At 66.3% G+C, this 20,514-nt stretch carries 20 protein-coding genes; 15 read left to right on the top strand and 5 right to left on the bottom strand.

Features of this window, described 5'->3' with window-relative positions; translation table 11 throughout:
- Positions 1-21: 21 nt before the first annotated feature.
- A complete protein-coding gene (locus AC1DQ3_RS01000) occupies positions 22-1,491 on the bottom strand; it encodes a hypothetical protein (protein WP_477118299.1) in 1,470 nt (489 codons plus the stop codon).
- A gap of 661 nt (positions 1,492-2,152) precedes the next feature.
- Between AC1DQ3_RS01000 and AC1DQ3_RS00995 the strand changes: the two genes are divergently transcribed.
- Genes AC1DQ3_RS00995 through AC1DQ3_RS00980 form a run of 4 tightly spaced genes read left to right on the top strand, consistent with a single transcriptional unit; the run spans position 2,153 to position 5,827 of the window.
- Positions 2,153-2,929 (top strand): GntR family transcriptional regulator, encoded by a 777-nt coding sequence (locus AC1DQ3_RS00995; protein ID WP_477118298.1) that lies wholly within the window; start codon positions 2,153-2,155, stop codon positions 2,927-2,929.
- Positions 2,930-2,979: 50 nt separating this feature from the next.
- A complete protein-coding gene (locus tag AC1DQ3_RS00990) occupies positions 2,980-4,008 on the top strand; it encodes a tripartite tricarboxylate transporter substrate binding protein (protein WP_477118297.1) in 1,029 nt (342 codons plus the stop codon).
- The gene (locus tag AC1DQ3_RS00985) at positions 4,005-5,312 is read left to right on the top strand and encodes a 3-isopropylmalate dehydratase large subunit (protein ID WP_477118296.1); all 1,308 of its coding nucleotides are present in this window, start codon (positions 4,005-4,007) and stop codon (positions 5,310-5,312) included. Before AC1DQ3_RS00990 ends, AC1DQ3_RS00985 begins: the two co-directional genes overlap by 4 nt.
- Positions 5,309-5,827, top strand: coding sequence for a LeuD/DmdB family oxidoreductase small subunit (locus AC1DQ3_RS00980; RefSeq protein WP_477118295.1), 519 nt, complete (start codon positions 5,309-5,311; stop codon positions 5,825-5,827). Before AC1DQ3_RS00985 ends, AC1DQ3_RS00980 begins: the two co-directional genes overlap by 4 nt.
- An 18-nt stretch (positions 5,828-5,845) precedes the next feature.
- On the opposite strand, the gene AC1DQ3_RS00975 is transcribed toward AC1DQ3_RS00980, so the two are convergent.
- Positions 5,846-6,553, bottom strand: a complete 708-nt coding sequence (locus AC1DQ3_RS00975) for a phosphoribosyltransferase (protein ID WP_477118294.1) — start codon at positions 6,551-6,553, stop codon at positions 5,846-5,848.
- A gap of 403 nt (positions 6,554-6,956) precedes the next feature.
- Here AC1DQ3_RS00975 and AC1DQ3_RS00970 point away from each other — a divergent pair, with 403 nt between their 5' ends.
- A complete protein-coding gene (locus AC1DQ3_RS00970; RefSeq protein WP_477118293.1) occupies positions 6,957-7,139 on the top strand; it encodes a hypothetical protein in 183 nt (60 codons plus the stop codon).
- 55 nt (positions 7,140-7,194) lie between these two features.
- Here AC1DQ3_RS00970 and AC1DQ3_RS00965 read toward each other — a convergent pair whose 3' ends face one another.
- Positions 7,195-7,371: a CsbD family protein gene (locus tag AC1DQ3_RS00965; protein ID WP_477118292.1), complete on the bottom strand. Its 177-nt coding sequence runs from the start codon at positions 7,369-7,371 to the stop codon at positions 7,195-7,197.
- 669 nt (positions 7,372-8,040) lie between these two features.
- Here AC1DQ3_RS00965 and AC1DQ3_RS00960 point away from each other — a divergent pair.
- Positions 8,041-8,643 carry a response regulator gene (locus tag AC1DQ3_RS00960; protein WP_477118291.1) on the top strand — a complete coding sequence of 201 codons (603 nt, stop codon included), beginning with the start codon at positions 8,041-8,043 and terminating at the stop codon, positions 8,641-8,643.
- A gap of 352 nt (positions 8,644-8,995) precedes the next feature.
- Here AC1DQ3_RS00960 and AC1DQ3_RS00955 read toward each other — a convergent pair whose 3' ends face one another.
- Positions 8,996-9,124, bottom strand: a complete 129-nt coding sequence (locus tag AC1DQ3_RS00955; RefSeq protein ID WP_477118290.1) for a hypothetical protein — start codon at positions 9,122-9,124, stop codon at positions 8,996-8,998.
- A gap of 476 nt (positions 9,125-9,600) precedes the next feature.
- Between AC1DQ3_RS00955 and AC1DQ3_RS00950 the strand changes: the two genes are divergently transcribed.
- The 9 genes from AC1DQ3_RS00950 to gmd all read left to right on the top strand — a co-directional run bounded on the left by AC1DQ3_RS00950 (position 9,601) and on the right by gmd (position 19,276).
- Complete coding sequence (locus AC1DQ3_RS00950) at positions 9,601-10,308, top strand: GntR family transcriptional regulator (protein WP_477118289.1); 708 nt, start codon at positions 9,601-9,603, stop codon at positions 10,306-10,308.
- Between the two features lie 375 nt (positions 10,309-10,683).
- Positions 10,684-10,812, top strand: coding sequence for a hypothetical protein (locus tag AC1DQ3_RS00945; RefSeq protein ID WP_477118288.1), 129 nt, complete (start codon positions 10,684-10,686; stop codon positions 10,810-10,812).
- Positions 10,813-10,884: 72 nt separating this feature from the next.
- The gene (locus AC1DQ3_RS00940; protein WP_477118287.1) at positions 10,885-11,217 is read left to right on the top strand and encodes a hypothetical protein; all 333 of its coding nucleotides are present in this window, start codon (positions 10,885-10,887) and stop codon (positions 11,215-11,217) included.
- A 441-nt stretch (positions 11,218-11,658) separates the two neighbouring features.
- Positions 11,659-12,624: a GDP-L-fucose synthase family protein gene (locus AC1DQ3_RS00935; protein ID WP_477118286.1), complete on the top strand. Its 966-nt coding sequence runs from the start codon at positions 11,659-11,661 to the stop codon at positions 12,622-12,624.
- 1 nt (position 12,625) lies between these two features.
- Positions 12,626-13,702, top strand: a complete 1,077-nt coding sequence (locus tag AC1DQ3_RS00930) for a glycosyltransferase (RefSeq protein WP_477118285.1) — start codon at positions 12,626-12,628, stop codon at positions 13,700-13,702.
- 45 nt (positions 13,703-13,747) lie between these two features.
- The gene (locus AC1DQ3_RS00925; RefSeq protein WP_477118284.1) at positions 13,748-15,010 is read left to right on the top strand and encodes a WcaI family glycosyltransferase; all 1,263 of its coding nucleotides are present in this window, start codon (positions 13,748-13,750) and stop codon (positions 15,008-15,010) included.
- Positions 15,011-15,825: 815 nt separating this feature from the next.
- Entirely contained in the window at positions 15,826-16,725 is a 900-nt protein-coding gene (locus AC1DQ3_RS00920) for a helix-turn-helix transcriptional regulator (RefSeq protein ID WP_477118283.1), read from the top strand.
- A gap of 213 nt (positions 16,726-16,938) precedes the next feature.
- Positions 16,939-17,871, top strand: coding sequence for a glycosyltransferase family 2 protein (locus tag AC1DQ3_RS00915; protein WP_477118282.1), 933 nt, complete (start codon positions 16,939-16,941; stop codon positions 17,869-17,871).
- A 208-nt stretch (positions 17,872-18,079) separates the two neighbouring features.
- Positions 18,080-19,276: a GDP-mannose 4,6-dehydratase gene (gmd, locus tag AC1DQ3_RS00910; protein WP_477118281.1), complete on the top strand. Its 1,197-nt coding sequence runs from the start codon at positions 18,080-18,082 to the stop codon at positions 19,274-19,276.
- Between the two features lie 63 nt (positions 19,277-19,339).
- On the opposite strand, the gene AC1DQ3_RS00905 is transcribed toward gmd, so the two are convergent.
- The gene (locus tag AC1DQ3_RS00905) at positions 19,340-20,512 is read right to left on the bottom strand and encodes a glycosyltransferase family 4 protein (RefSeq protein WP_477118280.1); all 1,173 of its coding nucleotides are present in this window, start codon (positions 20,510-20,512) and stop codon (positions 19,340-19,342) included.
- Positions 20,513-20,514: the final 2 nt, after the last annotated feature.

Here is a 20,514-nt window from a genome sequence, read left to right as displayed (position 1 = left end):
GCACGCTGCCGCGCACGCGCCTTAGTGACCGACGCTCAGGTTGGCCTGGACATTCACGCTTTGTTGCACCAGCGAAGCGAAGCCACTGTTTTGGTTGGCGATCATGATGCCCGCTGCCGACTGGCCAACGCTGGTCATGGTGTTGGACATGTTGAAGGTGCCAGCATCGACATAGTTGGTGCCGCCAGCGCCGCCGGCTCCACCCACTGCGCCATTGCCGGTACCACCGGTGCCGCCCATGCCAGTACCACCAGCACCGCCCGCGCCAGACGTCGCACCAACCGCACCGTTGCCGGCCGTCGCGCTGCCATTGCTGGCCTGGCTCGATGCGCCGCCATTGGTAGCGCTGCCACCATTACCGCCGTTACCGGCCACGCTGGCCTGGCTACCGCCTGCGCCGCCCGTGCCCGTGGCTGCACCAGCCGTCGAGGTTGCCGCGCCGCCGGTACCCGCACCGCCAGCACCGCCAGTGCCGCTCGCGGCACCGCCGCTCGCCGTGGCCGTACCAGCACCGCTGGAGCCGCCGGCACCGCCCGACGCCGTCGCGGCGCCACCAGTACCGGTAGACGCACCGGCTGAGCCGGCACCGCCATTACCGGCATTGCCCTTGGCATGAGTGCCGCCGCCAACGCCAACGCTTGCTGCCAGCGCGCCGCCGCCTTCACTACCGGCGCCGCCGCCCTTGCCGCCACTACCCGACTTCGCAGCACCGAGCGCGCCGCCGCCATCACTGTAGGCACCGCCGCCCTTGCCACCCAGGCCAGCGCTACCAGCGAGCGCATCGCCACCGCTGGCCCTGGCGTTTCCGCCGTCGCCAGCCCAGCCGATGGCCTTGCCACCATTACCGCCGTCGCCGGCAGTGGCGCTGCCGTTGCTCGCATAGCCGGCCGTGGCGCTGCCATTGGTAGCCGAACCGCCAGCGCCGCCGTTGCCGCCAGCGCCGCTATTGCCGCCGTTGCCACCGGTGCCGCCATGGCCCGTGCCGCCATAACCGGCGCCGCCCTTGCCACCGGCGCCGCCACTGGCGTTACCGCTGTTCGTGGCGACATTGCCGATATTGCCGATCCTGACGCCGCTCACCGTGCCTTCCAGCTTGCTGATCGCAATCGCCTTATTGGTATTGAAGGAGTTGGTGAAATTGGCAGTGGCCGTGCTGCCGTTGTTGGCGCCGGCGTTACCATAGCCGCCGTCGAAAGAAACCTTCCCCTTGTTATCGGCGTTGGTCTTGGTGATGGTCTTGGTGCTGGTCTTGGTGACAGTGGTTGTCTTGGTGTCAGTATCAACCTTGCTGTGAGTGCTGTTATCCTGCAATGCCGTGGAGTTTTCGTTCGCCGCAGCGCCGCTGCCGGATTGCGTTGAAGTTGCGGTGGCGGTTTGCGTGTTGGTGCTATCCGCTTTCGTCGGATCACTGGTGTTGGTCGGGTTGGCCCAGGCCTGACCGCCGGCCCCAAGGGCTAAGGCAATCGCCGACGCTAGTAAGGTCTTTTTCATACAAAGCTCCCAGGAGGATTTCACAGCAGCTCAGCCTCTTGCCAGCGCTCGGGGAGAACAATGACTGGAGGCCCGGGTCCGGCACTCGGCCAAACCAGCCTCTCTTTCAGCATAATCGGTGCCAGCCCAATGTCCCGGTCTTGTATTCCCTTGTAATACAAGGGCTACAGAGCCATGCCTTGAGCCTTTATCCAGCTTGCAGAAGGCCCGCGGCGACGCCACCGCTGTGAACCGCACGCGACATGTCACACGGCTGTGACAGGGCTCGACGCGCTACATGGCGAAGAGTTCCCCATGCCGGCGGAAACTCCCCTGCTATCAGTCCTTTAGCAGGGTTCCCAAGGGAAACCCGGGGGCCACCCATGCTGTATCGCAAGTGAAACACCTTTTTCGCCCGGTGCACTGGTCGTCGCTCGTGACGACTCCCCAAACTTCGGACGCGACGCTGCCCGGCAGCCCGGCGCATCTGGACCGGTCCGCCGGCAAGCCAACATTGCGCCGGGCGATTGCGCCGGCTGCTGCCCATGCGCTGCGTGCGCGCAACGCCGTAGCGCCATTTATGTAACGAACAATGCACAAGTGACAACATGGCTAGGCTCTATGTCTGATTTAAAGTACATTGAAGCTGTTTGAGACATGTCACCTATTCGCAAGGGAAACCATGAGTGATGCCGTCGTTCCCCTGTATCACCAGATTTACGTGGTACTACGCCAACAGATTGTGGAAGGCCGCTTCGGCCAAGGCCCCTTGCCGGGCGAAATCGATCTCGCCAAGCAGTTTCACGCTTCGCGCGTGACCATGCGCCGCGTCTTCGATCGCCTGGTTCAGGAAGGGCTGGTGCGCCGCCATCGCGGCCTGGGCACCTTCGTCAATCCGCACCCGATCAAGCCGGTTACGGTCGTCGACGCCGGCGGCCTGCTGGATAACATCATCGACGTGGGGCAGAAGACCTCGGTCAAGGTGATCTCGATCGACGAAGTCCATGCCACCCCGGAAGTCGCCGAAGCGCTAGGGCTGCAACCGGGCGACCCGGTGGTCAAGGTGGTGCGTGTGCGCCATTACGGCAGCCGCCCGCTATCGCACATCACCGCTTATCTTCCGGCCGACCTGGGCCGCGGCCTGAATCGCAAGGACCTGGAGATCACGCCGATGCTGCGCCTGCTCGAGCGCTCGGGCGTGCAACTGGGCCGCGCCAGCCAGACCCTGTCGGCCCGGCTTGCCGACGTGGTGGTGGCACCGCTGCTCGACGTCCCCGTGGGCGGCGCGCTGCTGGCGGTGCGCCGTGTGGTGCTGGACAAGGCTGGCCGCCCGGTGCAATTACTGCTCGGCCAATACCGGCCGGACCGGTATGAATACCGCATGGAGCTCGCCCCCGCCGGCGGCGACAGCGCCAATATCTGGGTGGAAAGCGAGGCGCGAACAGAGCTGCGCGAGTAAGAAAAGCAAGCGATACTGCACGCTCACGATCTTTCCCGAAGGAAAACGCGATGCCTGCTCCCAGCACGGGGCGACTTTGCTCCCCTGCACTCACCTGCCCGGCGCGCCGCGAGGCGCTACGCGGCCTGCTCGGTGCCGCCGCCAGCGTTGTGCTGCTCGCGCAGGCGCCGTTGGCGCGTGCCGAGATCGCCGGCGGCAAGCCGATCCGCATCCTGGTGGGGGCGCCCGCCGGGGGCACCACGGATACGCTGGCACGCACCATCGGCCAGGAGATGGCGCGTGAGCTGGGCCAGTCCGTGGTAGTGGAGAACCGGCCGGGCGCAGGGGGCAATATCGCCGCCGACCTCGTCGCCAAGAGCGCGCCGGACGGCACCACCTTGCTGATGAGCTTCACCAGCCACGCCATCAACGCCACGCTGTACAAGAAGCTGCCGTTCGACCCGATCCAGGATTTCACGCCGATCACGCTGGTGGCCACCGTCCCGAGCGTGCTGGTGGCCACGCCGAGCCTGCCGGCCAACAACATCCCGGAGCTGATCCAGCTGGCCAGAAGCAAGCCCGGCAAGCTGAATTTCGCCATCGGCTCGGTGGGTTCGTCGATTCACATGGCCGGCGACATGTTCAAGATGATGACGGGCACCTACATCGTCAACATTCCCTACAAGGGCACCGCGCCCGCCATCACCGACCTGCTCTCGGGCCATGTCGACCTGATGTTCGCCAGTACCTTCAACGTGCTGCCGCACGTCAGGAACGGCAGACTCAAGGTGCTGGGCGTGACAAGCGCGACACCGTTGCCGCAGTTTCCTGGCGTGGCGCCGATCGGCGCCACCGTCAAGGGGTTCGAGTCGAGCGCCTGGTTCGGCCTGTTCGGCCCCGCCGGTCTTCCGGCCGACACCTTGCAGGCGCTTTACCAGTCAGCCCGCAAGGGCCTCGAGACACCCGTGGTACGCAAGCGCATGGAGCTGGATGGCGCGCAGCCAGTGGGCAATCCGCCGGAAGCCTTCGCCGCTTTCTTGCGCAATGATGTGCAGCGCTGGGCCAGGGTGGTCAAGTACTCGGGAGCCACAGCGGAATGAAGCCGCTGGCCGGGCCCGACCACGCGCCCGCCACGCTGGCGCAGAAGCTGGTTGCCCGCGCCGCCGGCCTCGACGCGGTCACGCCTGGCACGGTGGTGACATGCCGGGTCGACCTGGCCATGTCGCACGATTCCAGCGGCCCGCGCCGGGTAGCGCCGCTGCTGCGCGAGCTGGGCGCCAAGGTATGGGACCCGGAGCGCTACGTGGTGGTGACCGATCATTACCTGCCCGCGGCCGATCCCGAGGCCGAGGCCATCGTTCGTTTCACCCGCGACTGGGTGCGCGAGGCGCGCCTGCCCCATTTCATCGACGGCGAGGGCATCTGCCACGTGGTGCTGCCCGAGCACGGCCACGTGCTGCCGGGCCGTTTCATCGTTGGCGGTGACAGCCATAGCCCCACCGGCGGCGCGTTCGGCGCCTATATGTTCGGCATCGGCGCCACCGAGATGGCGGGCGTGCTGGCCACGGGCGAGATCTGGCTGCGCGTGCCGCACACCATCCGCCTGCAATGGGACGGCAAGCTTGCCGCCGGCGTCTGCGCCAAGGACATCATGCTGTTCCTGTGCGGCCAGCTTGGACTCGACGGCGGCCGCTACGAGGCCATCGAGTACACCGGCACGGCCGTGGCGGCCCTGCCCATGCAGGAGCGCATGACGCTGACCAATATGAGCGCCGAACTGGGTGCGCAGACCGGCCTGATCGCACCCGATGCCACCACGATGGCCTGGCTGGCCGAAGCGGGCGTGCCCGCCGCCACGCTCGACGCCATCACGCTCGCGCACTGGCGCACCGAGCCCGGTGCCACCGTGCTGGCCAGCCACCGCTTCGACGCGGCCACGCTGGCGCCGCAAGTGGCCGCGCCGCATTCGCCGGCCAACACCGGCCCCGTCGGCCAGGCTGCCGGACAGGGCGTGGATATCGCCTACCTGGGCGCCTGCACCGGCGCCAAGCTGGAAGATATGCGCATGGCCGCCAGCGTGCTGCGTGGACAGCGCGTGGCGCCCGGCGTGAGCCTGCAACTGGCGCCCGCCTCGCTGCGCGACCAGCGCCAGGCCGAGCGCGAAGGCACCTTGGCCATCCTGCTGGATGCCGGTGCGCAATTGCTGCCCAATGCCTGCAACGCGTGCGCGGGCTACGGCCCGTCCCGCTTCCCGCCCGGCAGCCGCGCCATTGCCTCCACCGCGCGCAATTTCGCCGGCCGCATGGGCGACAGCGGCAGTACGGTCTGGCTGGCTTCGCCCCTGACGGTGGCGGCATCCGCCGTCACCGGCAGCATCACCGACCCGCGCGGAATGTTGTCATGAGTCCGCTCCCCATCCCGCCCCCGCCCCTGCCCGGCGGCCGCATCTGGCGCTTTGGCGACAATGTCGATACCGACCAGATGGCGCCCGGCATCCATATGAAAGGGAGCGTCGAGGAGATCGCCCGTCACTGCCTGGCCGGGCTGCGGCCGGAGTTTCCGACCACGGTGCGCCCCGGCGACCTGCTGGTGGCAGGGCGCAATTTCGGCGCGGGCTCCTCGCGCGAGCAGGCGCCGCAGGTGCTGCGCCTGCTCGGCCTGGCCGCGGTGATCGCGCCGTCCTTCGCCGGGTTGTTCTACCGCAATGCCATCAACCTCGGCCTGCCGGTGCTGACCTGCCCCGACACCGCGCGGCTGGTGGATGGGGGCCTGGCGCGCCTTGAGCTGGACCGGGCTTGCCTCCTGCTGCCCGACGGCAGCCGGGTGGCATGCGAACCGATCCCCGACTTCCTGCGCGCCCTGCTGCGGGCCGGCGGACTGGTACCCCACCTGAAGGCCAGGCTCGCGGCGCAGCGCTGAAGCGCCGGCCGCCCGGGCTCATGCCGGGCGCCCGCTGGCGCACTGACGCAGCAGGGCGATGACTTCCTCGTCGGTGGTCTGGCGGAAATCCAGGTAGAAAGCACCCACGGCGCCGAAGCTGGCCGGCACGCGCAGGCAAATCACCTGGTCCGCCGCCGCGCGCAGGCTGTCCAGCCCTTCCTGCGAGGCGACCGGCACCGCCGCCACCACCAGTTTTGCGTCCGCATGGCGCACGCCCTCCAGCGCGGCCCGCATGGTCGCGCCAGTGGCCACGCCATCGTCCACCACGATCACGGTGCGGCCGGCCATGGCTGGCACGCTCGCCCCGTTGCGATAGCGTTGCTGCCGGCGCACGATCTCGTCGAGCTGGCGCCCGCGCTCGGCATCGAAGGCACCGCTCTCCAGTGCGCGGCGTGTCCAGGGATCGTCGTTGGTCACGGTGTGCGGCGCGCTGCCGTCGGCTGCGCCTTCCACCACCGCGCCCAGTGCCAGCTCCGGGTAACCGGGGGCGCCGATCTTGCGCACCAGCAGGATGTCGAGCCGCCCTTCCAGGATGCGAGCCGCCTCGAAGGCGACAGGCACGCCGCCGCGCGGCAGGGCCAGCAACAGCGGCGGCTCGCCCGCCGCGGCGGCACCGAAGCCCAGTCCGGCCAAGTGCCGGCCAAGAAAGATCCCGGCTTCGCGTCGATCGGCAAAGCACGGCGGCAATAGCGTAGCGCTGGACATGGCTGACTCCTGCAATGGGTCGGTCGGGCCGGGTCGCGGCAGGCCAGTGCGGTGGCAACGCTACCCGCGGCGCAACGGCTTCGAGGCAGCCCTAGCCAAATATAGACGGATAAGGCGGGCGAATCGAGGTGTCCGGCAATGCCGGGAACACAAGGAAGGAAGTCATGGCGCGTGAGACGCAGGAATCGCACGGCACACGATGCAAGCGCCCCCGGCAGCCCAGTGGTGGGGGCGATTGGGCGCGATTCCGAAACAGTGTATTTTGCCGGGCGTGGGTTTTCTTTCGGGCGCTTGTGGATAAGATGGCTCGGACCGATGGCAGCCACACGGATCGCCATTTCACCAGCGCCCGCCATGCCGAATTGCCGCGCGGCGGGCGCCGTCAGGACCAGCGAGAACGCACATGAGCACGCATCACAAATCCAGCCACGAACCCCATCGCGAGGATCACGTCGCCACGGACGCCAGCAGCCTGGGCCTCGACATCCCTTTTGGCTCGCTCGATGCCGCGGCGCTAGCCGAACTGCCGTACACCTTCCGCCCCACCGGCAGCTTCACGCGCTACTATAACGAGTGCTTTAGCTAAGCCAGGCTGCGCCTGCCGCCCCGGTTCGACGACGCGGGCCGGCAGGCTCCCGATGTCAGCGGGTACGCTTGGCGTCCTCCCTGGCGTCACCGTAAGCTGCACGCGTCTTGCCGACAATCTGCTGCGCCTTGCCCTTGACCTCGGTCGTGGTGCTGCCGGTCACCTTGCCGGCGACCTCCTTCAGCTTGCCCTTGGCTTCCTCGATACGGCCCTTCAATTGATCCTTGTTCATAGTCGGCTCCGGTTAGCGACGATATAGGATTGAACCGTCCCCCGGCATTGCACAACGGCAAGCTGCCGTGCCCGTGCCGCAGCCGCGTCCACTTGCTTGAACAGGGGGCGTCGGTATCAGCCTAGACAGCCGCTGCGCCTTCGCTTGTCAGACGGAGGCTGTAACCCGTGTAGGACGAGTGCCCATCTATCGAGCCATGGAGCCATGGAGCCATGGAGCCATCGGACAGTGAGCGGGAAATGAAAAGAGCGCCTCGCGTGGGACGCGAGGCGCGGGCCGGCAACAGAATTCCGGCAGGGACGCACATAGCCCGACGGGGAAGTAAGGCTATGGCTGGATTCTATATCATTTTTATCAATTAAAAATACGAAGTAACTTTCATATTTACACCACCAACCGTGTCGTCCCCCGCGCGACGGCAGCGCGCGTTTCGCGTGCACGCGAAAATACTGGTGATGGCTCAGGCCCTGCGGTTCGCAGCCCGCGATAGTGGACGGCCGCAGCTGCCAGCCATGTATCCCTTCGGCAGTTCAGCGATGCCCTATCATCATTGCGTTTTTTCCCGGCATTAAGTTGCGCTTTGGCAGCTTTTCAAAGAATAATGAAATCAATACGATACGTTGCGCCCCAGCCCTGCCTGGCGCGCGTCGCAGCAGTCGACGGGGCCCTATGACCGATCTGCGCTTTTATTCGACCAAGACCGCCGCTGAGATGCTGGGCGTGTCCTTGCGCACGGTCCAGCTCTGGGTCGAGAACGGCCGTTTGCCCGCGTGGAAGACCGACGGCGGGCATCGCCGGATCCCGGCTGACGCGGTCGACCGCATGGTGGCCGACCAGCGCAGCCAGACGGCGGCAACAACGACGCCCGCTGCGCCGGCCGCAAGAGCCTTTCGCGTACTGCTGATGGAAGACGACGAACACCTGCTGCAGATTTACCGCATGGCGCTTGAAGCCCTCAGCCCGTCAGTCGAAATACTCGAGGCCGCCAACGGCTACGATGGCCTGCTGCTGATCGGCAGCAGCAAACCCGACCTGGTCGTCCTGGATCTGATCATGCCCGGCATCGATGGCTTCCGGTTGTGCCGGACTCTCGACGCGCAGCAGGAATTTGCCGCAACCCGGATCGTCGTGGTGACTTCGCTGGACAAGCATGCGATAGCGGACCGCGGAGGCATTCCCGCGCATATCCGCGTCTTTTCCAAGCCGATCCCGATGTCGGTACTGCAGTCGCTGGTCGTGACACTGCGGGTCAGCCCAGGCGCTGCAGGCTAGGACAGGCAAGGGCGGAATTCAGCGCCGCCATTGTATATCATATTTGCACATTTCTTGAGGCGGCTGGTTTCATATTTACGTGTGCCGCCGCTACCGCTCACACGCCAACCGGCCGGCTTGGCGGCGGCCGAACTCCATGGCGCATAGCACGCCGCAGCGCGGCCATGCCACGGCGGGAATTCAAGACGTACCCATTTCTGCGCGGATGCCCAACCCCTGTCGCGTACCCGTTTCTGCGTGAGTGCCGCCATGCCCAGGAAGCCGGGTGTACCCGTTTCTGCGTGACGTAGTACAAGCGGCAACCGGCCTGCAATACCGCCTGCATGCGGAAGGCGGCGGCCGCGCGGCGATCTCAGGGAAGCCCGTTCGACCAGGAACAGGTGGCGGCGCACGCCCTGTCGTATCGCACCAGCACGGAGAATGAGGTAGCGCCGGGCACCAGGGCCTGCAGCGCCAGCACAGCGAGGATAATCGGCATCATCACGCCTCCCGTGGTTTCGAGCGCACGACCTCGGGACCCCGTGCAAGGTTTGTGCCACTACGCAAGACGGTGCGCACGGCCACTGGCGCCGTGCACGCCGTCTCGCACGCACTGCCGCGGGGAATACGGCCGCGCCTGCGCACCCGCGGCCAGCCGCCGCGCCCCTGCGCGGTGCAGCGCCGGGCATGGCCTTCCACCCGCGCGCGGCGGTGCGCGTGGCACAGCCATTGCATGCATGCAAGATCGCATGCAAGCGGGAGCACATGCCTCCCGCGCCCGTTCAGGCTGAGGCCTGGGGCAAGCAAATCCCTGGAGGAATGCCATGACCCAGCTTTGCAATGAGGCGCGGGCGCACTGCGCCCGCAATGGCTCAAGCTGCATGGCCTGGCACTGCCGGCGCACGCTGAGGCCCGCGTGATCGAACAATTCCTGCGCGTTGCCACGCGGCCATCGGCGCTGCTGACAGGGGCGGCCGCATGAGCAGCGTGGAAATCCGCGTTGCCTCGCGCGCCGAAGCAGTTTATGCGCAATTGCGCGACGATATCTTCGAGTTCCGGATGCTACCCGGCGACCGTTTCACCGAAGGCGAGATCGCCATGCGGCTTGGCGTGTCCCGTACGCCTGTCAGGGAGGCGCTGCAGCGGCTGCAATCCGACGCGCTGGTGCGGGTGTACTTCCGCAGCGGCTGGGAAGTGGTGCCGCTCGATTTCACACGCTTTGACGAGCTCTACGCGTTGCGCAAGCTGATCGAAATCAACGCCGTGCGCAGGCTGTGCTCAGACGCCATGCCGGCGGTGGATCGCGGCGCACTGGCGCAGCTCGTGCCGTTCTGGTGCGTGCCGCAGGACGAACGCCTGGAAGACGGCCGCCTGGTGGCGCAGCGCGATGAAGACTTTCACGCCGCGGTGGTAGCCGCGGCGGGCAACCGCGAGATTGCGACCGTGCACCGTCAGGTGACCGAGCGCATCCGCATCGTCCGCCGGCTCGATTTCGCCTACGCCGCGCGCGTGACCGCCACCTACGAGGAGCACGCCGCCATCCTGCGCGAGATCCAGCGCCAGCGCGCCGAGCAGGCCGTGCTGCTGCTGACCAGCCATATCGAGGAAAGCCGCGCCGTAGTACGCAGGATCACGCTGCACCGCTTGCAAACGATACGCAGCGGCGGCGCGAATGCGCGCCAGTAGCGGGGCCGCTTTTTTTCGGCAGCGTACCTGTTTCTGCGTGGCCCCGAAGACCATCGGCGGGCCCGCGACAAGCGTATCGGGCAGCGCTGCATGGGCAAATCCTTGCGAGAGTTATTTCCGATGTAACGCCACATTACGGGACCGGCAGCGGCCCCGTTATCTTTCCAGGCTGCCGCGGGCCGCGCGGCCAAGCCCGCGCACCCAATGCCGGCAAGGCCTGGCGGGCGGCGAGCGGGGGCCGGCGCTGGCATGCCGCGCAGGACGCCTCGCCTTGCGCAACTGTGAGCAAGCCTTACAAGTGCAAGCACACCGGCACCGGGCCGCTGGCTACAGTGATGCCATGTTCAATGCGAAGCCAGTCACGGAGCCCCCGACATGAAACGCGCCATCGCCCTGGTTGTCCTGCTCTCTTCCGCAGCGGCCCTGCTGTCTGCCTGCATTGTGGTACCCCCGCGCGGCGGTCCGCCGCCGTATCGCTACCACGACCGTTACGACCGTTACTAAGCGGCCTCCGCTAGCACGCACGACAGCACCGATCGCATCCAACGCGCCCCTTCACATCCCTGGAGTTGAATCATGAAACGCCAACTGCTGCTTGCCCTCGCCACCCTTGCCACCGGCGCCGCGCTTGGCCTGGTCTCGCCGGCGCAGGCCCAAGCCTATCCCCCGGGCTACCGCGGCGACCCGCACATGCGCCCGGCCCCGCCGCCGCCGCGTTATGAGCCGCGCCCGGCGGCCCGCCAGGGCTATGCCTGGACACCGGGACACTGGACGGCCACCGGCGACCGCTACGACTGGCGCGGCGGCTATTGGCAGCGCGCGCGGCCGGGCCAGCGCTATGTACCCGCACGCTGGGTGCAAGGCCCGCACGGCGGCTGGGCGATGCGGCCCGGCTACTGGGTCCGCTAAAGGCAAATCCCGCGCCATGACCCAATCGTCCCCGCCGCCGCGAGGACGATCTCATTCCAAAGCGCGCGTCCTGCGCGCTTGCCTCACCCGCCGCATACACCAGCTCTCGCGGCTCTGAGTGTGTGCTAGGGAACAGTCTCCCCCGCAGCAGGCCAATACAGTCACGACACTACCCGTCACTCGGCTCGCCGCGAGGGCGAGGCAGGCCTCGCCCCATGTGAAGGAGACATGCCATGCCAGACGGCAAACAGATCGTACCGGTCATCCCGCGCGGCGGCAGCAGCGCCGCGGCGCGCTGCCATGCCTTCGCCGGGTTGACGGACTTCCGGGCCCATCATCGTCATGCGTGAAACGAACATGGTAACGCCGCAATTCACACCGTCATCTGCGTCATCTGCGTCATCTGCGTCATCCGCGCCGTGGCGGCGGCCTCGCGTATTCGTGGCGGGACATCGCGGCATGGTCGGCTCGGCCATCGTGCGCGCGCTGGACGCATGCGGACAGACCGAGACGATCACGCGCGGGCGCGCCGAACTCGACCTCGCCGACCAGCAGCAGGTACGCGGCTTCTTTGCCAGCGAAACCATCGACACGGTATACCTGGCTGCCGCCCGCGTAGGCGGCATCCACGCCAACAACATCTATCCCGCCGAGTTCATCCACCAGAACCTGATGATCGCGGCCAACGTCATCCACGAGGCGTGGCGCGCCGGCGTGAAACACCTGCTGTTCCTCGGTTCGAGTTGCATCTATCCGAAGTTCGCGCCCCAGCCCATTGGCGAAGCGGCGCTGCTGACAGGGCCGCTTGAACCGACCAACGCGCCCTACGCCCTGGCCAAGATCGCCGGCATCGCACTGTGCGAGAGCTACAACCGCCAGTACGGCACTGACTACCGCTGCGTGATGCCGACCAATCTTTACGGACCCGGCGACAACTACCACCCCGACAACAGCCACGTGATACCAGGGCTGCTGCGGCGCTTCCACGAGGCCAGCATGGCGCACGCGCAACAGGTGCCGGTGTGGGGCAGCGGGGCACCGCTGCGCGAGTTCCTCTACGCCGACGACCTCGCCGCGGCCTGCCTGCACGTGATGGACTTGTCCGAAAATGCGTACCGCAAAACCGCGCCGGCCGGCTTCCTGAACGTCGGCAGCAACGAGGAAGTCAGCATTCGCGAACTGGCCACGCTGGTGGCACAAACGGTGAGCTTTCGCGGCGACATCGTCTTTGACAGCCGCAAGCCAGACGGCACCCCGCGCAAGCGGCTGGACTGCACGGCGCTCGCCTCGACCGGATGGCAGCCCGCCGTGTCGCTGCGCGACGGTCTTCGGCTCGCCTACCTGGACGCATTGCAAAGCGGACGTCTCGCCTATGGCACGGCGCCGGCCCAACCCGCGGAAGCCTGACATGAGGCCACTGCATCGCCATTTCGAAAAGCGCGCCCGGTCCCCGGCCGTCGCCTCCGCCACCGCCACTGCAACCGGCGCGGCAACATCCGCGGGCGGGCTCTGGCCAGGCCAGGTTGTCTTTCCCACCGGCAGCGCGGATGCCGGCACCTGGCGGCGCCGGCTGCAACTGGTGCGTGCCATCGTACTCAGCCCCGGCGCACTGGTGGTGCTGGCCGGTCAAACCCGGCTGGACAACTGGACCATGCTGCTGGCCAGCATGGCACTGGGGCGGCGGCGCGCCGCCTTCTTCCACGGCGCCGCGTTCGCCGGCGTGCCCAGCCACTTCGGCGCGCTCGCCGACGCCATGCTGCTGCGCCATTGCCAGGGCGTCTTCGTCGGCAGCGAGCGCGGCTGCGCGCGCGCCATCGCCGCCGATGTGCCACCGCGCAGGATCTTCGTCTGCCGGCCGCCCGCGGTGCTGCCGGACCGGTTCGATGCCGGCGCCGCGCTGCGCGAGCGCGTCGAGCATGCGCCCGCGCCGCATGCGCCGAATTTCCTGCATGTGGGCACCCTCACGCACGCGCCGGCCCTCTTGCTGCTGCTGCGCGCCTTTGCCGCCGCGCGGCAGGCGTGGCCGGCTGCCACGCTGTCACTGGTCGGCACCGGCCCAGGCTACGGCCGGCTGCGCGCCGCGGCCGATGCGCTCGGGCTGGGCGCATCGGTACGCTTCCTGGGCACCATGGCACAGCCGGATTTCGCGATCGAATACCGCAAGGCGAGTTGCCTGGTCCTGCCTGACGCGGCGCAGCGCTGGCATCCGCTGGTGCGCGAAGCACTGAGCTACGGCTGCCCGGTGTTGGTCAGCGTCAACAACGACGACGCCGGTGAACTGGTACGCGACGGCGTTACCGGCTTGTACTTCAAGGCTGGCGATGTGAACGCGCTGGCAGGGAGCCTTGCGCAAGTGCCCAGGCATTTCGCCGATGCCGCCGCCACCGCGGCCCGCTGCCAGGCCGCTGCGCTGGAGGACACGCCCGCCTCGGCAGGCAGGGCCATCGCCGCCGGCTGCATGCGGATCATGGCTGCGGCGGATTAAGGGTCAAGCGCGCACCGGACCGGAGCACCGACGCAAGCCGATACCATGAAAATACTGATGTACTGCCTCAACTACGCACCCGAGCTGACCGGCATCGGCAAGTACACCTGCGAGCAGGCCGAGTGGCTGGCCGCGCGCGGGCATGACGTGCGCGTCGTCACCGCGCCGCCGTACTATCCGGCCTGGCGCGTCGGAGATGGCTATCGCGCCTGGCAATACCGCCGCGAGCAGCGCGGCCGGGTGCAGGTGCATCGCGCGCCGGTCTGGGTGCCGCGGCGTCCCGGCGGCATCACACGGCTGCTGCACCTGGCAAGCTTTGCCTTGTCCAGCCTGCCCAGCCTGCTATGGCAGTTACGCTGGCGTCCGGACGTGCTATTCGTCGTGGAACCCCCGCTGATGTGCTCGCCTGCGGCGTTGCTCTTCGCCAGTTGGAGCGGCTGCAAGACCTGGCTGCACGTGCAGGACTACGAAGTCGACGCTGCCTTTGCGCTGGGACTGCTGCGCCGGCCCTGGCTGCGTCGCCTGGCGCAGCGCGTGGAACATCGGCTGATGGCACGCTTCGACCGGGTCTCGTCGATCTCGCCGGCCATGGTCTCGCTGGCTTGCAGCAAGGGCACGCAAGCAGAACGTGTGGCACTGCTGCCAAACTGGATCAACCTGCGGGAAATCAGTGCCGGCAACGCCGCCCTGGCCCGGCGCACGCTGCAGATCCCCACCGAGGCCGTGGTAGCGCTTTATTCCGGCAATATGGGGGCCAAGCAGGGCCTGGACATCATGGCTGAAGCGGCGCGCCTGCTGGCGGACCACGAGCGGCTGCACTTCATTTTCTGCGGCGACGGTGCCGGGCGGGCGGGGCTGGAAGCTGCCTGCGCGGGACTGCCACGGGTGCGCTTCCTGCCTTTGCAGCCGGCCGCTATGTTCGCATCGCTGCTGGCCGCCGCCGATATCCACCTGCTGCCGCAGCGCGCCGGCGCCGCCGACCTGGTCATGCCCTCCAAGCTGACCGGCATGCTGGCCAGCGCTCGCCCGGTCGTCGCCACCGCGGAGCCGCAGACCGAGCTTGGCCGCGTGGTCAGCCAATGCGGCATGCTGGTGCCGCCCGGCAACGCTGCCGCGCTCGCCGGCGCCATCGACTCGCTGGCCGCGCAGCCTGCGTTGCGCGCGCATCTGGGCGACGCCGGCCGCCGGTGGGCCGAACAGCACCTGGACCGCGACATGGTGCTGGGTGAGCTGGAGAACGCCCTGCTCGCGCTGGTCAGGCTCGCCCCCGCGGCCGCGACCACGGCTGCCGGACTGGGCGGAGAATAGGGCGCACCGCGCTGCGTTTCGCGGGCGCAAGGCGCTCCTTCGCAAGTGGCCGCCAATGTACCGGGAGCAGTGCTCCCACACTGCACGCTACCCCTGCCCCACAGCCAAACCCACCCGGTGCCGAACACCAGCACCAGGCCGGCCTCCAGCTTGCTCCCCCCTATGAGTCGGTAGCATGGCCATCGGACGAACCCCACTCGTCCAGAGGTAGGAAGCCAGACTCATCCTTTTGCACTAGTCCTCTTTGGTAGTCCACCCGGCCCCTTGGCGCCAGTGCAAAAAATACACGCTCGCGAGTCAGGTTTCAAACTTGGAGCAAGCCCGTACCAGAAGATAATCCACCGCCCCCCGAAAGGGTGAAACCAAGTCGGAATTGGCGCGCATGGCGAGAGCTTCCGTTTCAACGCTGAAACTTTCTCAAATCGATTTGTTGCAGGGCTGAAACTCCGGCGAAAGGCATTTGAATGACGCTTGAATAACTCTGCGAAGCCTTTACCATCAACGATTTCTGGATTGTGAAAAATTCCTCAATCATCCTTTCGACAGGCTGAGAAAGGAGCGCTTGCATTCCCTCCAACCAGCCCATAAGATGATTTTAAGCCTGTTATGGAGGCAAGATTTCTCGGGGTAGGGTTCGGGTCATTCTTCTGGCTGCGCGGACAAAGTTCCATTTTAAACGGGACGTGTCGCAGTACGAAGGCACGGGGTTTCAGCATACATTGCGGGCGCCGCCGGCGCGCGCAATGCGGCCTGGCATTCCGTCACGCAAAAGCGTCCCGCACTCCCTGTCCCGATTAACGGGGAGTCATAAAAGCATGAACGCGTTGCTGATTGAGGAGCATCCTTTGCTCAGTCTCGGGCTGTTTCAAATGCTCGAGAACATCCACGGTGCCGGGCACGTCATTAGCCTCTCGCCCACCGATATCGCCCACCTTGATAGCAGTCATCGCAACGCCGACCTGCTGGTGTTCGGCATGCCCGCCGATACCGCCTCCGGCTGGCAGTTGCTGGACCGCGTACGCGACCTGATCTCGCCCAAGCGCATCCTGGTGCTGGCCGACTCGCTACCGCTGTGGGTAGCTTCAGCCGACAGCGCGCGCAGTATTTGCGGTTGCCTGCCCAAGTCGGCATCGCTGCCCGTGATCGAGGCCGCCATCCGCATGGCGATCTCGGGTAGCCATGGCTTGATGCTCGCCACCGACCCAGGCGTGGGCGCAGCACCTGCCGCATCGCGTTCAGCCCTGCCGGCGACGGCCTCGCTCGCCTCCGCATCGCCATTGCCGCTGGCTGTTGCCGTGCAAGCCGATCCGCACGCAGCCGCCGCCTGTGCCGCGACACCGCGCTCGGCACTGCGCAGTGCGCTGGCCAGCGCGCAATCGCTGTCAGCCCGCTCCGATGACGCGGAGCCCAGCTACGACGAGGCCGAGATGCTCAAGATCACGCCGCGCCAGTATGAGGTGCTGGTGCTGCTCGCACGCGGACACCCGATCAAGACTGTCAGCCGCATGCTCAACATCTCGGTGGCGACCGTCAAGAGTCACGCCTGCACGCTGTACCAGCGGCTCAAGGTCCGCAACAAGGGCGAGGCCGTCTACGCAGCGCTGCAGCGCGGCGCCACGCTGGACTGGGTCAGCGGCGACGAGCGCGTGACCACCATGGCGTTGGCAAGCACGCGGCGTAGCGAAGCGCACGGAGCCAGCAGCGCTGCGCTCTGAGTGCCTGGTTGGGTAGGGCGGCGGTGCCTGAGCGCACCGTCAAACGTAGCGGCGCCCGACGCCGCTACGACAGAGAGAGCCGGGCGTCCCGACGCACCGGCCAGCGAGGAGATCGGCAGGCGCAACCGGTCCATGGCAAGCGCGCTCACCAGCCTTGGTGCGTGCGTTGCCGCGAATCGATCGGCCGGCCACGTCCCTGCCATGGAGGCCACCATGCCAGCAAGCACATTCCTGCCGAGCTTCTCGCTCTGCATCTGCACCCGCGATCATCCTGCCGGACTGCAGCGCACACTGCAGTCCGCGTTTGCCTCTTCGATGGCGCCGCACCAGATGCTGGTATCCGACGACAGCACCAATTACGAAACGCGCCGGATGATGCGCGCCGAATTTCCCGCCGTGAAGTATCTGGAAGGGCCGCGACGCGGGCATGCAGCAAACCGCAATCGCATGCTCCCGGTCATTACGGGCTCCCATGTGCTGTTCATCGACGACAAGACCGTGCTTGGACAGACGTTCCTGCAGCAAGTGGCCGAGCGGATCGCGTATGACAATGTCTATCGCCGCATCGGCGCCGGCACCGCCACGCCGCTGATCGTCACCGGCACCAGCCTGAACGATGGGCAGAAGTCCAAGCCGAAGAAAAGCTCGTTCCTGGGCTTTCCCTCGCTGAACTACTGCCATGGCGAGCGCCTCTGCTCGGTGGTGCTGCACAGCACGGTGTTCCCGTCCGAATTGTTCCGGCACGTCGCGTTCGACGAGCGGCTGACCGGTGGCTATGACGTGATCGACCTGGCCAGCCGCGTCGTGCTCGACGGCGGGTGCCGTATCGAACTGCTGCCGAGCGCCGCGAACCAGCATATTGCCGTAGCCGAGCCGGCCGATGCCGGTTACCTGGCGGAGGCATCCCGCATCTACGCGACGCTCCACCGCTACAGCCACTACCAGCACCGCCATGGAAAGGCGGCGATCTTCCTGCTGCTGGCGCTGCCGCACAGCCTCGCATCCAACCTGCATCGATCCGGACTGCGTGGCACGACCGCCTTCTACGCCACCGCCCAGTCGTTGTGGAACCATCTGCGCAGCCCTTCCCGCCCCGGCTTTGCCGCCAGGCCGGACGACATCGGCGCGAACCTGAGGCAGGGCTGAGCCCCCTTGCGTACCCGTTTCTGCGCGCGCATCGACGGGCGCCGTTCCCACCCAGGTTGAATGCGGCGCCGCACTATGTGTGCTAGCAAACGGTTATCCCTATGCGCCGGCGCTACAGTCCCAACGTCGGCCTTTGTCCGCATTGCACGCGGCGCGGCGCGCTTTGAGTTGCTTGGCAAGGATCACACTCACCGGACATCAGAACGCTATGGGCGCAAACGAACTGGAACCTCTCGGCCATCTGGCAGCAAGCAGCCTGGCCACGCCACAGGATCATCGGCCGCGGCGCGCGCTGATTACCGGCATCACCGGCCAGGATGGCTCATATCTGTGCGAACTCCTGCTCAGCAAGGGGTATGAGGTGCATGGCATCAAACGGCGCAGCTCGCTGTTCAACACCGAGCGCATCGATCACCTCTACGAGCACCCGCAGGCCGAAGACCGCCGCCTGATACTGCATCATGGCGATATGACCGACACGGCCAGCCTGGTCCGCGTGGTGCAGCAGTCGCAGCCAGACGAGATCTACAACCTGGCGGCGCAAAGCCATGTGCAGGTCTCGTTCGAGCAACCGGAATATACCGCCAACACCGATGGCCTGGGCACGCTGCGCCTGCTCGAAGCCGTCCGCATCCTGGGCATGGAAAAGCAGACTCGCTTCTACCAGGCGTCCACCTCCGAACTGTACGGCCTGGTGCAGGAAATCCCCCAGAAGGAGACCACCCCCTTCTATCCACGCAGCCCCTACGCCGCTGCCAAGCTCTACGCCTACTGGATCACCGTCAACTATCGCGAGGCGTACGGCATGTATGCCTGCAACGGCATCCTGTTCAATCATGAAAGCCCGGTGCGCGGAGAGACCTTCGTGACGCGCAAGATCACGCGCGCGATCGCCCGCATTGTACTGGGCCTGCAGGACACGCTGTACCTGGGAAATCTCTCGGCGCTTCGTGACTGGGGCCATGCGCGCGACTACGTGGAAATGCAGTGGCTGATGCTGCAGCAAGACACTCCGGAGGATTTCGTCATTGCCAGCGGCGAGCAGCACAGCGTACGTGAATTTGTCGAGCGGGCGGCACGCGAGTTGGGTATCACGATCGAATTCAAGGGGACCGGTGCAGATGAGATCGGCATTGTCGCCCATATCGACAGTGAGAGTCGCAGGATTACACCCAGCTGCAAGGTCGGCGATGTCGTCGTCCGCGTCGATCCGCGCTATTTCCGTCCGACCGAAGTCGAGACGCTGCTGGGCGACGCCAGCCGGGCACGCGAGCGCCTGGGATGGTCACCGCGCACCAGTTTCGAAGCACTCGTCCGGGAAATGGCCGAGTCTGACTACCTGGCGGCTCGACGCGACGCGCTCGTTACCCTGGCGGGCTTCAAGGCATACAACCATCATGAGTGAGCCAGATCCCTCATCTTCGTGGCAGGCCACCGGGGCCGCGCGCCCCCTTTCACCCTAGACGTTTTACTTGCGCACCGCCGCCTGCAGGACGCTCCGATAGGCGCGCTCGTAACGATCGAGCGCTTCGTCCGCAGAAAACCGCCGCGCCCACTCTATCGAGCGGGCGATAACCTCGCCACGTTTTTCCGTCGTCCACTCGGCCATTTCCGCCAGAACGTGCGCGTTGCGCGCCGCCCACGCAGCCATGTTCTCTCCGTTCATGGGCTCGACCAGCTGCGCCGCTCCGCCGGCAATCTCGTTCATTGGGGCGCGATCTGTCGTAAGCACCGGCGTGCCGCAAGCCATGGCCTCGATGATAGGCCAGCCGAACCCCTCTTCCAGGCTCGGAAAGACCAGCGCCGTGGCCATTGAATAAGCAGCATGCAGCGCCTCCGTCGACACGCCCATCAAAAAACGTACCTTGCCGCCGCAACGTTCGGCTCGCGCGGCTGCATCAAGTAGAGCCGGACTTGGCTCGGCACCGATCATCCACATGGCCCGTGGTGTCTTTACCAGCCGGCAATACGCCTCATACAGCGCCAGCACGCCCTCGCGATTCTTGTACCACTGGTTGCCACCCACATGCATCAGGACACCCTCTGCATTTCCCTCGATTCCCGCACGCCGCAGTCGCGCTGAAGCGTCGTCCGGGTCCAGGCGGCAGAATGGGTAATTCAACCCGTTGTAAATCACACACGACTGTTCCGGCGTGCCGCGGAAAAAGCGGGCGAGATCCGATGCTGTCTTCTGCGACACCGAGATAAATGCCTTGCCCTGGCAGACGCCCCAACGAATCAGCGACTGGTATAGATGCCCGGACACCGACAGCCGCAGCTCCGGAAATTCGCCCTCCAGCATCCGTATCGCAATGAAATCATGACAATGAATGATGTGCGGACGCTGCCGGAAGAGTGGCATCCACATGCCGAGCGCGTGATCGGCCAGCACGATCAGCGTACCCTGGTCGACGCGGCGCAAGCGCCAACGGGCGATAAACGGAAAAATAATGTATTGGTCGATATAGCCCAACCACTTGCGCATGCTTGCCGGCGCCGGCAAGCGGTGAACAAGGGCCCGGGGCGACCAGAGCTCCACCTCATGGCCGCGATGGCGCATCCCTTTTACAATCATCTCGGCGAAAAGGTCCATGCTGTGACTTCCGAAGAAGCGGGGATGACCGAACAGGATGATCTTCATAC

This window comes from Cupriavidus sp. 01T418 (assembly GCF_056398885.1).
This window is presented reverse-complemented; position numbering and strand designations above follow the sequence as displayed.

Excerpts from the sequence above, each read along its gene's own strand:
- AC1DQ3_RS00950 (WP_477118289.1), top strand. The coding sequence starts at position 9,601 with ATGAGCAGCGTGGAAATCCGCGTTGCCTCGCGCGCCGAAGCAGTTTAT.
- AC1DQ3_RS00920 (WP_477118283.1), top strand. The coding sequence starts at position 15,826 with ATGAACGCGTTGCTGATTGAGGAGCATCCTTTGCTCAGTCTCGGGCTG.
- AC1DQ3_RS00925 (WP_477118284.1), top strand. The coding sequence starts at position 13,748 with ATGAAAATACTGATGTACTGCCTCAACTACGCACCCGAGCTGACCGGC.
- AC1DQ3_RS01000 (WP_477118299.1), bottom strand. The coding sequence starts at position 1,491 with ATGAAAAAGACCTTACTAGCGTCGGCGATTGCCTTAGCCCTTGGGGCC.
- AC1DQ3_RS00975 (WP_477118294.1), bottom strand. The coding sequence starts at position 6,553 with ATGTCCAGCGCTACGCTATTGCCGCCGTGCTTTGCCGATCGACGCGAA.
- AC1DQ3_RS00930 (WP_477118285.1), top strand. The coding sequence starts at position 12,626 with ATGAGGCCACTGCATCGCCATTTCGAAAAGCGCGCCCGGTCCCCGGCC.
- AC1DQ3_RS00985 (WP_477118296.1), top strand. The coding sequence starts at position 4,005 with ATGAAGCCGCTGGCCGGGCCCGACCACGCGCCCGCCACGCTGGCGCAG.
- AC1DQ3_RS00915 (WP_477118282.1), top strand. The coding sequence starts at position 16,939 with ATGCCAGCAAGCACATTCCTGCCGAGCTTCTCGCTCTGCATCTGCACC.
- AC1DQ3_RS00990 (WP_477118297.1), top strand. The coding sequence starts at position 2,980 with ATGCCTGCTCCCAGCACGGGGCGACTTTGCTCCCCTGCACTCACCTGC.
- AC1DQ3_RS00945 (WP_477118288.1), top strand. The coding sequence starts at position 10,684 with ATGAAACGCGCCATCGCCCTGGTTGTCCTGCTCTCTTCCGCAGCGGCC.
- AC1DQ3_RS00955 (WP_477118290.1), bottom strand. The coding sequence starts at position 9,124 with ATGATGCCGATTATCCTCGCTGTGCTGGCGCTGCAGGCCCTGGTGCCC.
- AC1DQ3_RS00970 (WP_477118293.1), top strand. The coding sequence starts at position 6,957 with ATGAGCACGCATCACAAATCCAGCCACGAACCCCATCGCGAGGATCAC.
- AC1DQ3_RS00940 (WP_477118287.1), top strand. The coding sequence starts at position 10,885 with ATGAAACGCCAACTGCTGCTTGCCCTCGCCACCCTTGCCACCGGCGCC.
- AC1DQ3_RS00905 (WP_477118280.1), bottom strand. The coding sequence starts at position 20,512 with ATGAAGATCATCCTGTTCGGTCATCCCCGCTTCTTCGGAAGTCACAGC.
- AC1DQ3_RS00960 (WP_477118291.1), top strand. The coding sequence starts at position 8,041 with ATGACCGATCTGCGCTTTTATTCGACCAAGACCGCCGCTGAGATGCTG.
- AC1DQ3_RS00965 (WP_477118292.1), bottom strand. The coding sequence starts at position 7,371 with ATGAACAAGGATCAATTGAAGGGCCGTATCGAGGAAGCCAAGGGCAAG.
- gmd (WP_477118281.1), top strand. The coding sequence starts at position 18,080 with ATGGGCGCAAACGAACTGGAACCTCTCGGCCATCTGGCAGCAAGCAGC.
- AC1DQ3_RS00995 (WP_477118298.1), top strand. The coding sequence starts at position 2,153 with ATGAGTGATGCCGTCGTTCCCCTGTATCACCAGATTTACGTGGTACTA.
- AC1DQ3_RS00980 (WP_477118295.1), top strand. The coding sequence starts at position 5,309 with ATGAGTCCGCTCCCCATCCCGCCCCCGCCCCTGCCCGGCGGCCGCATC.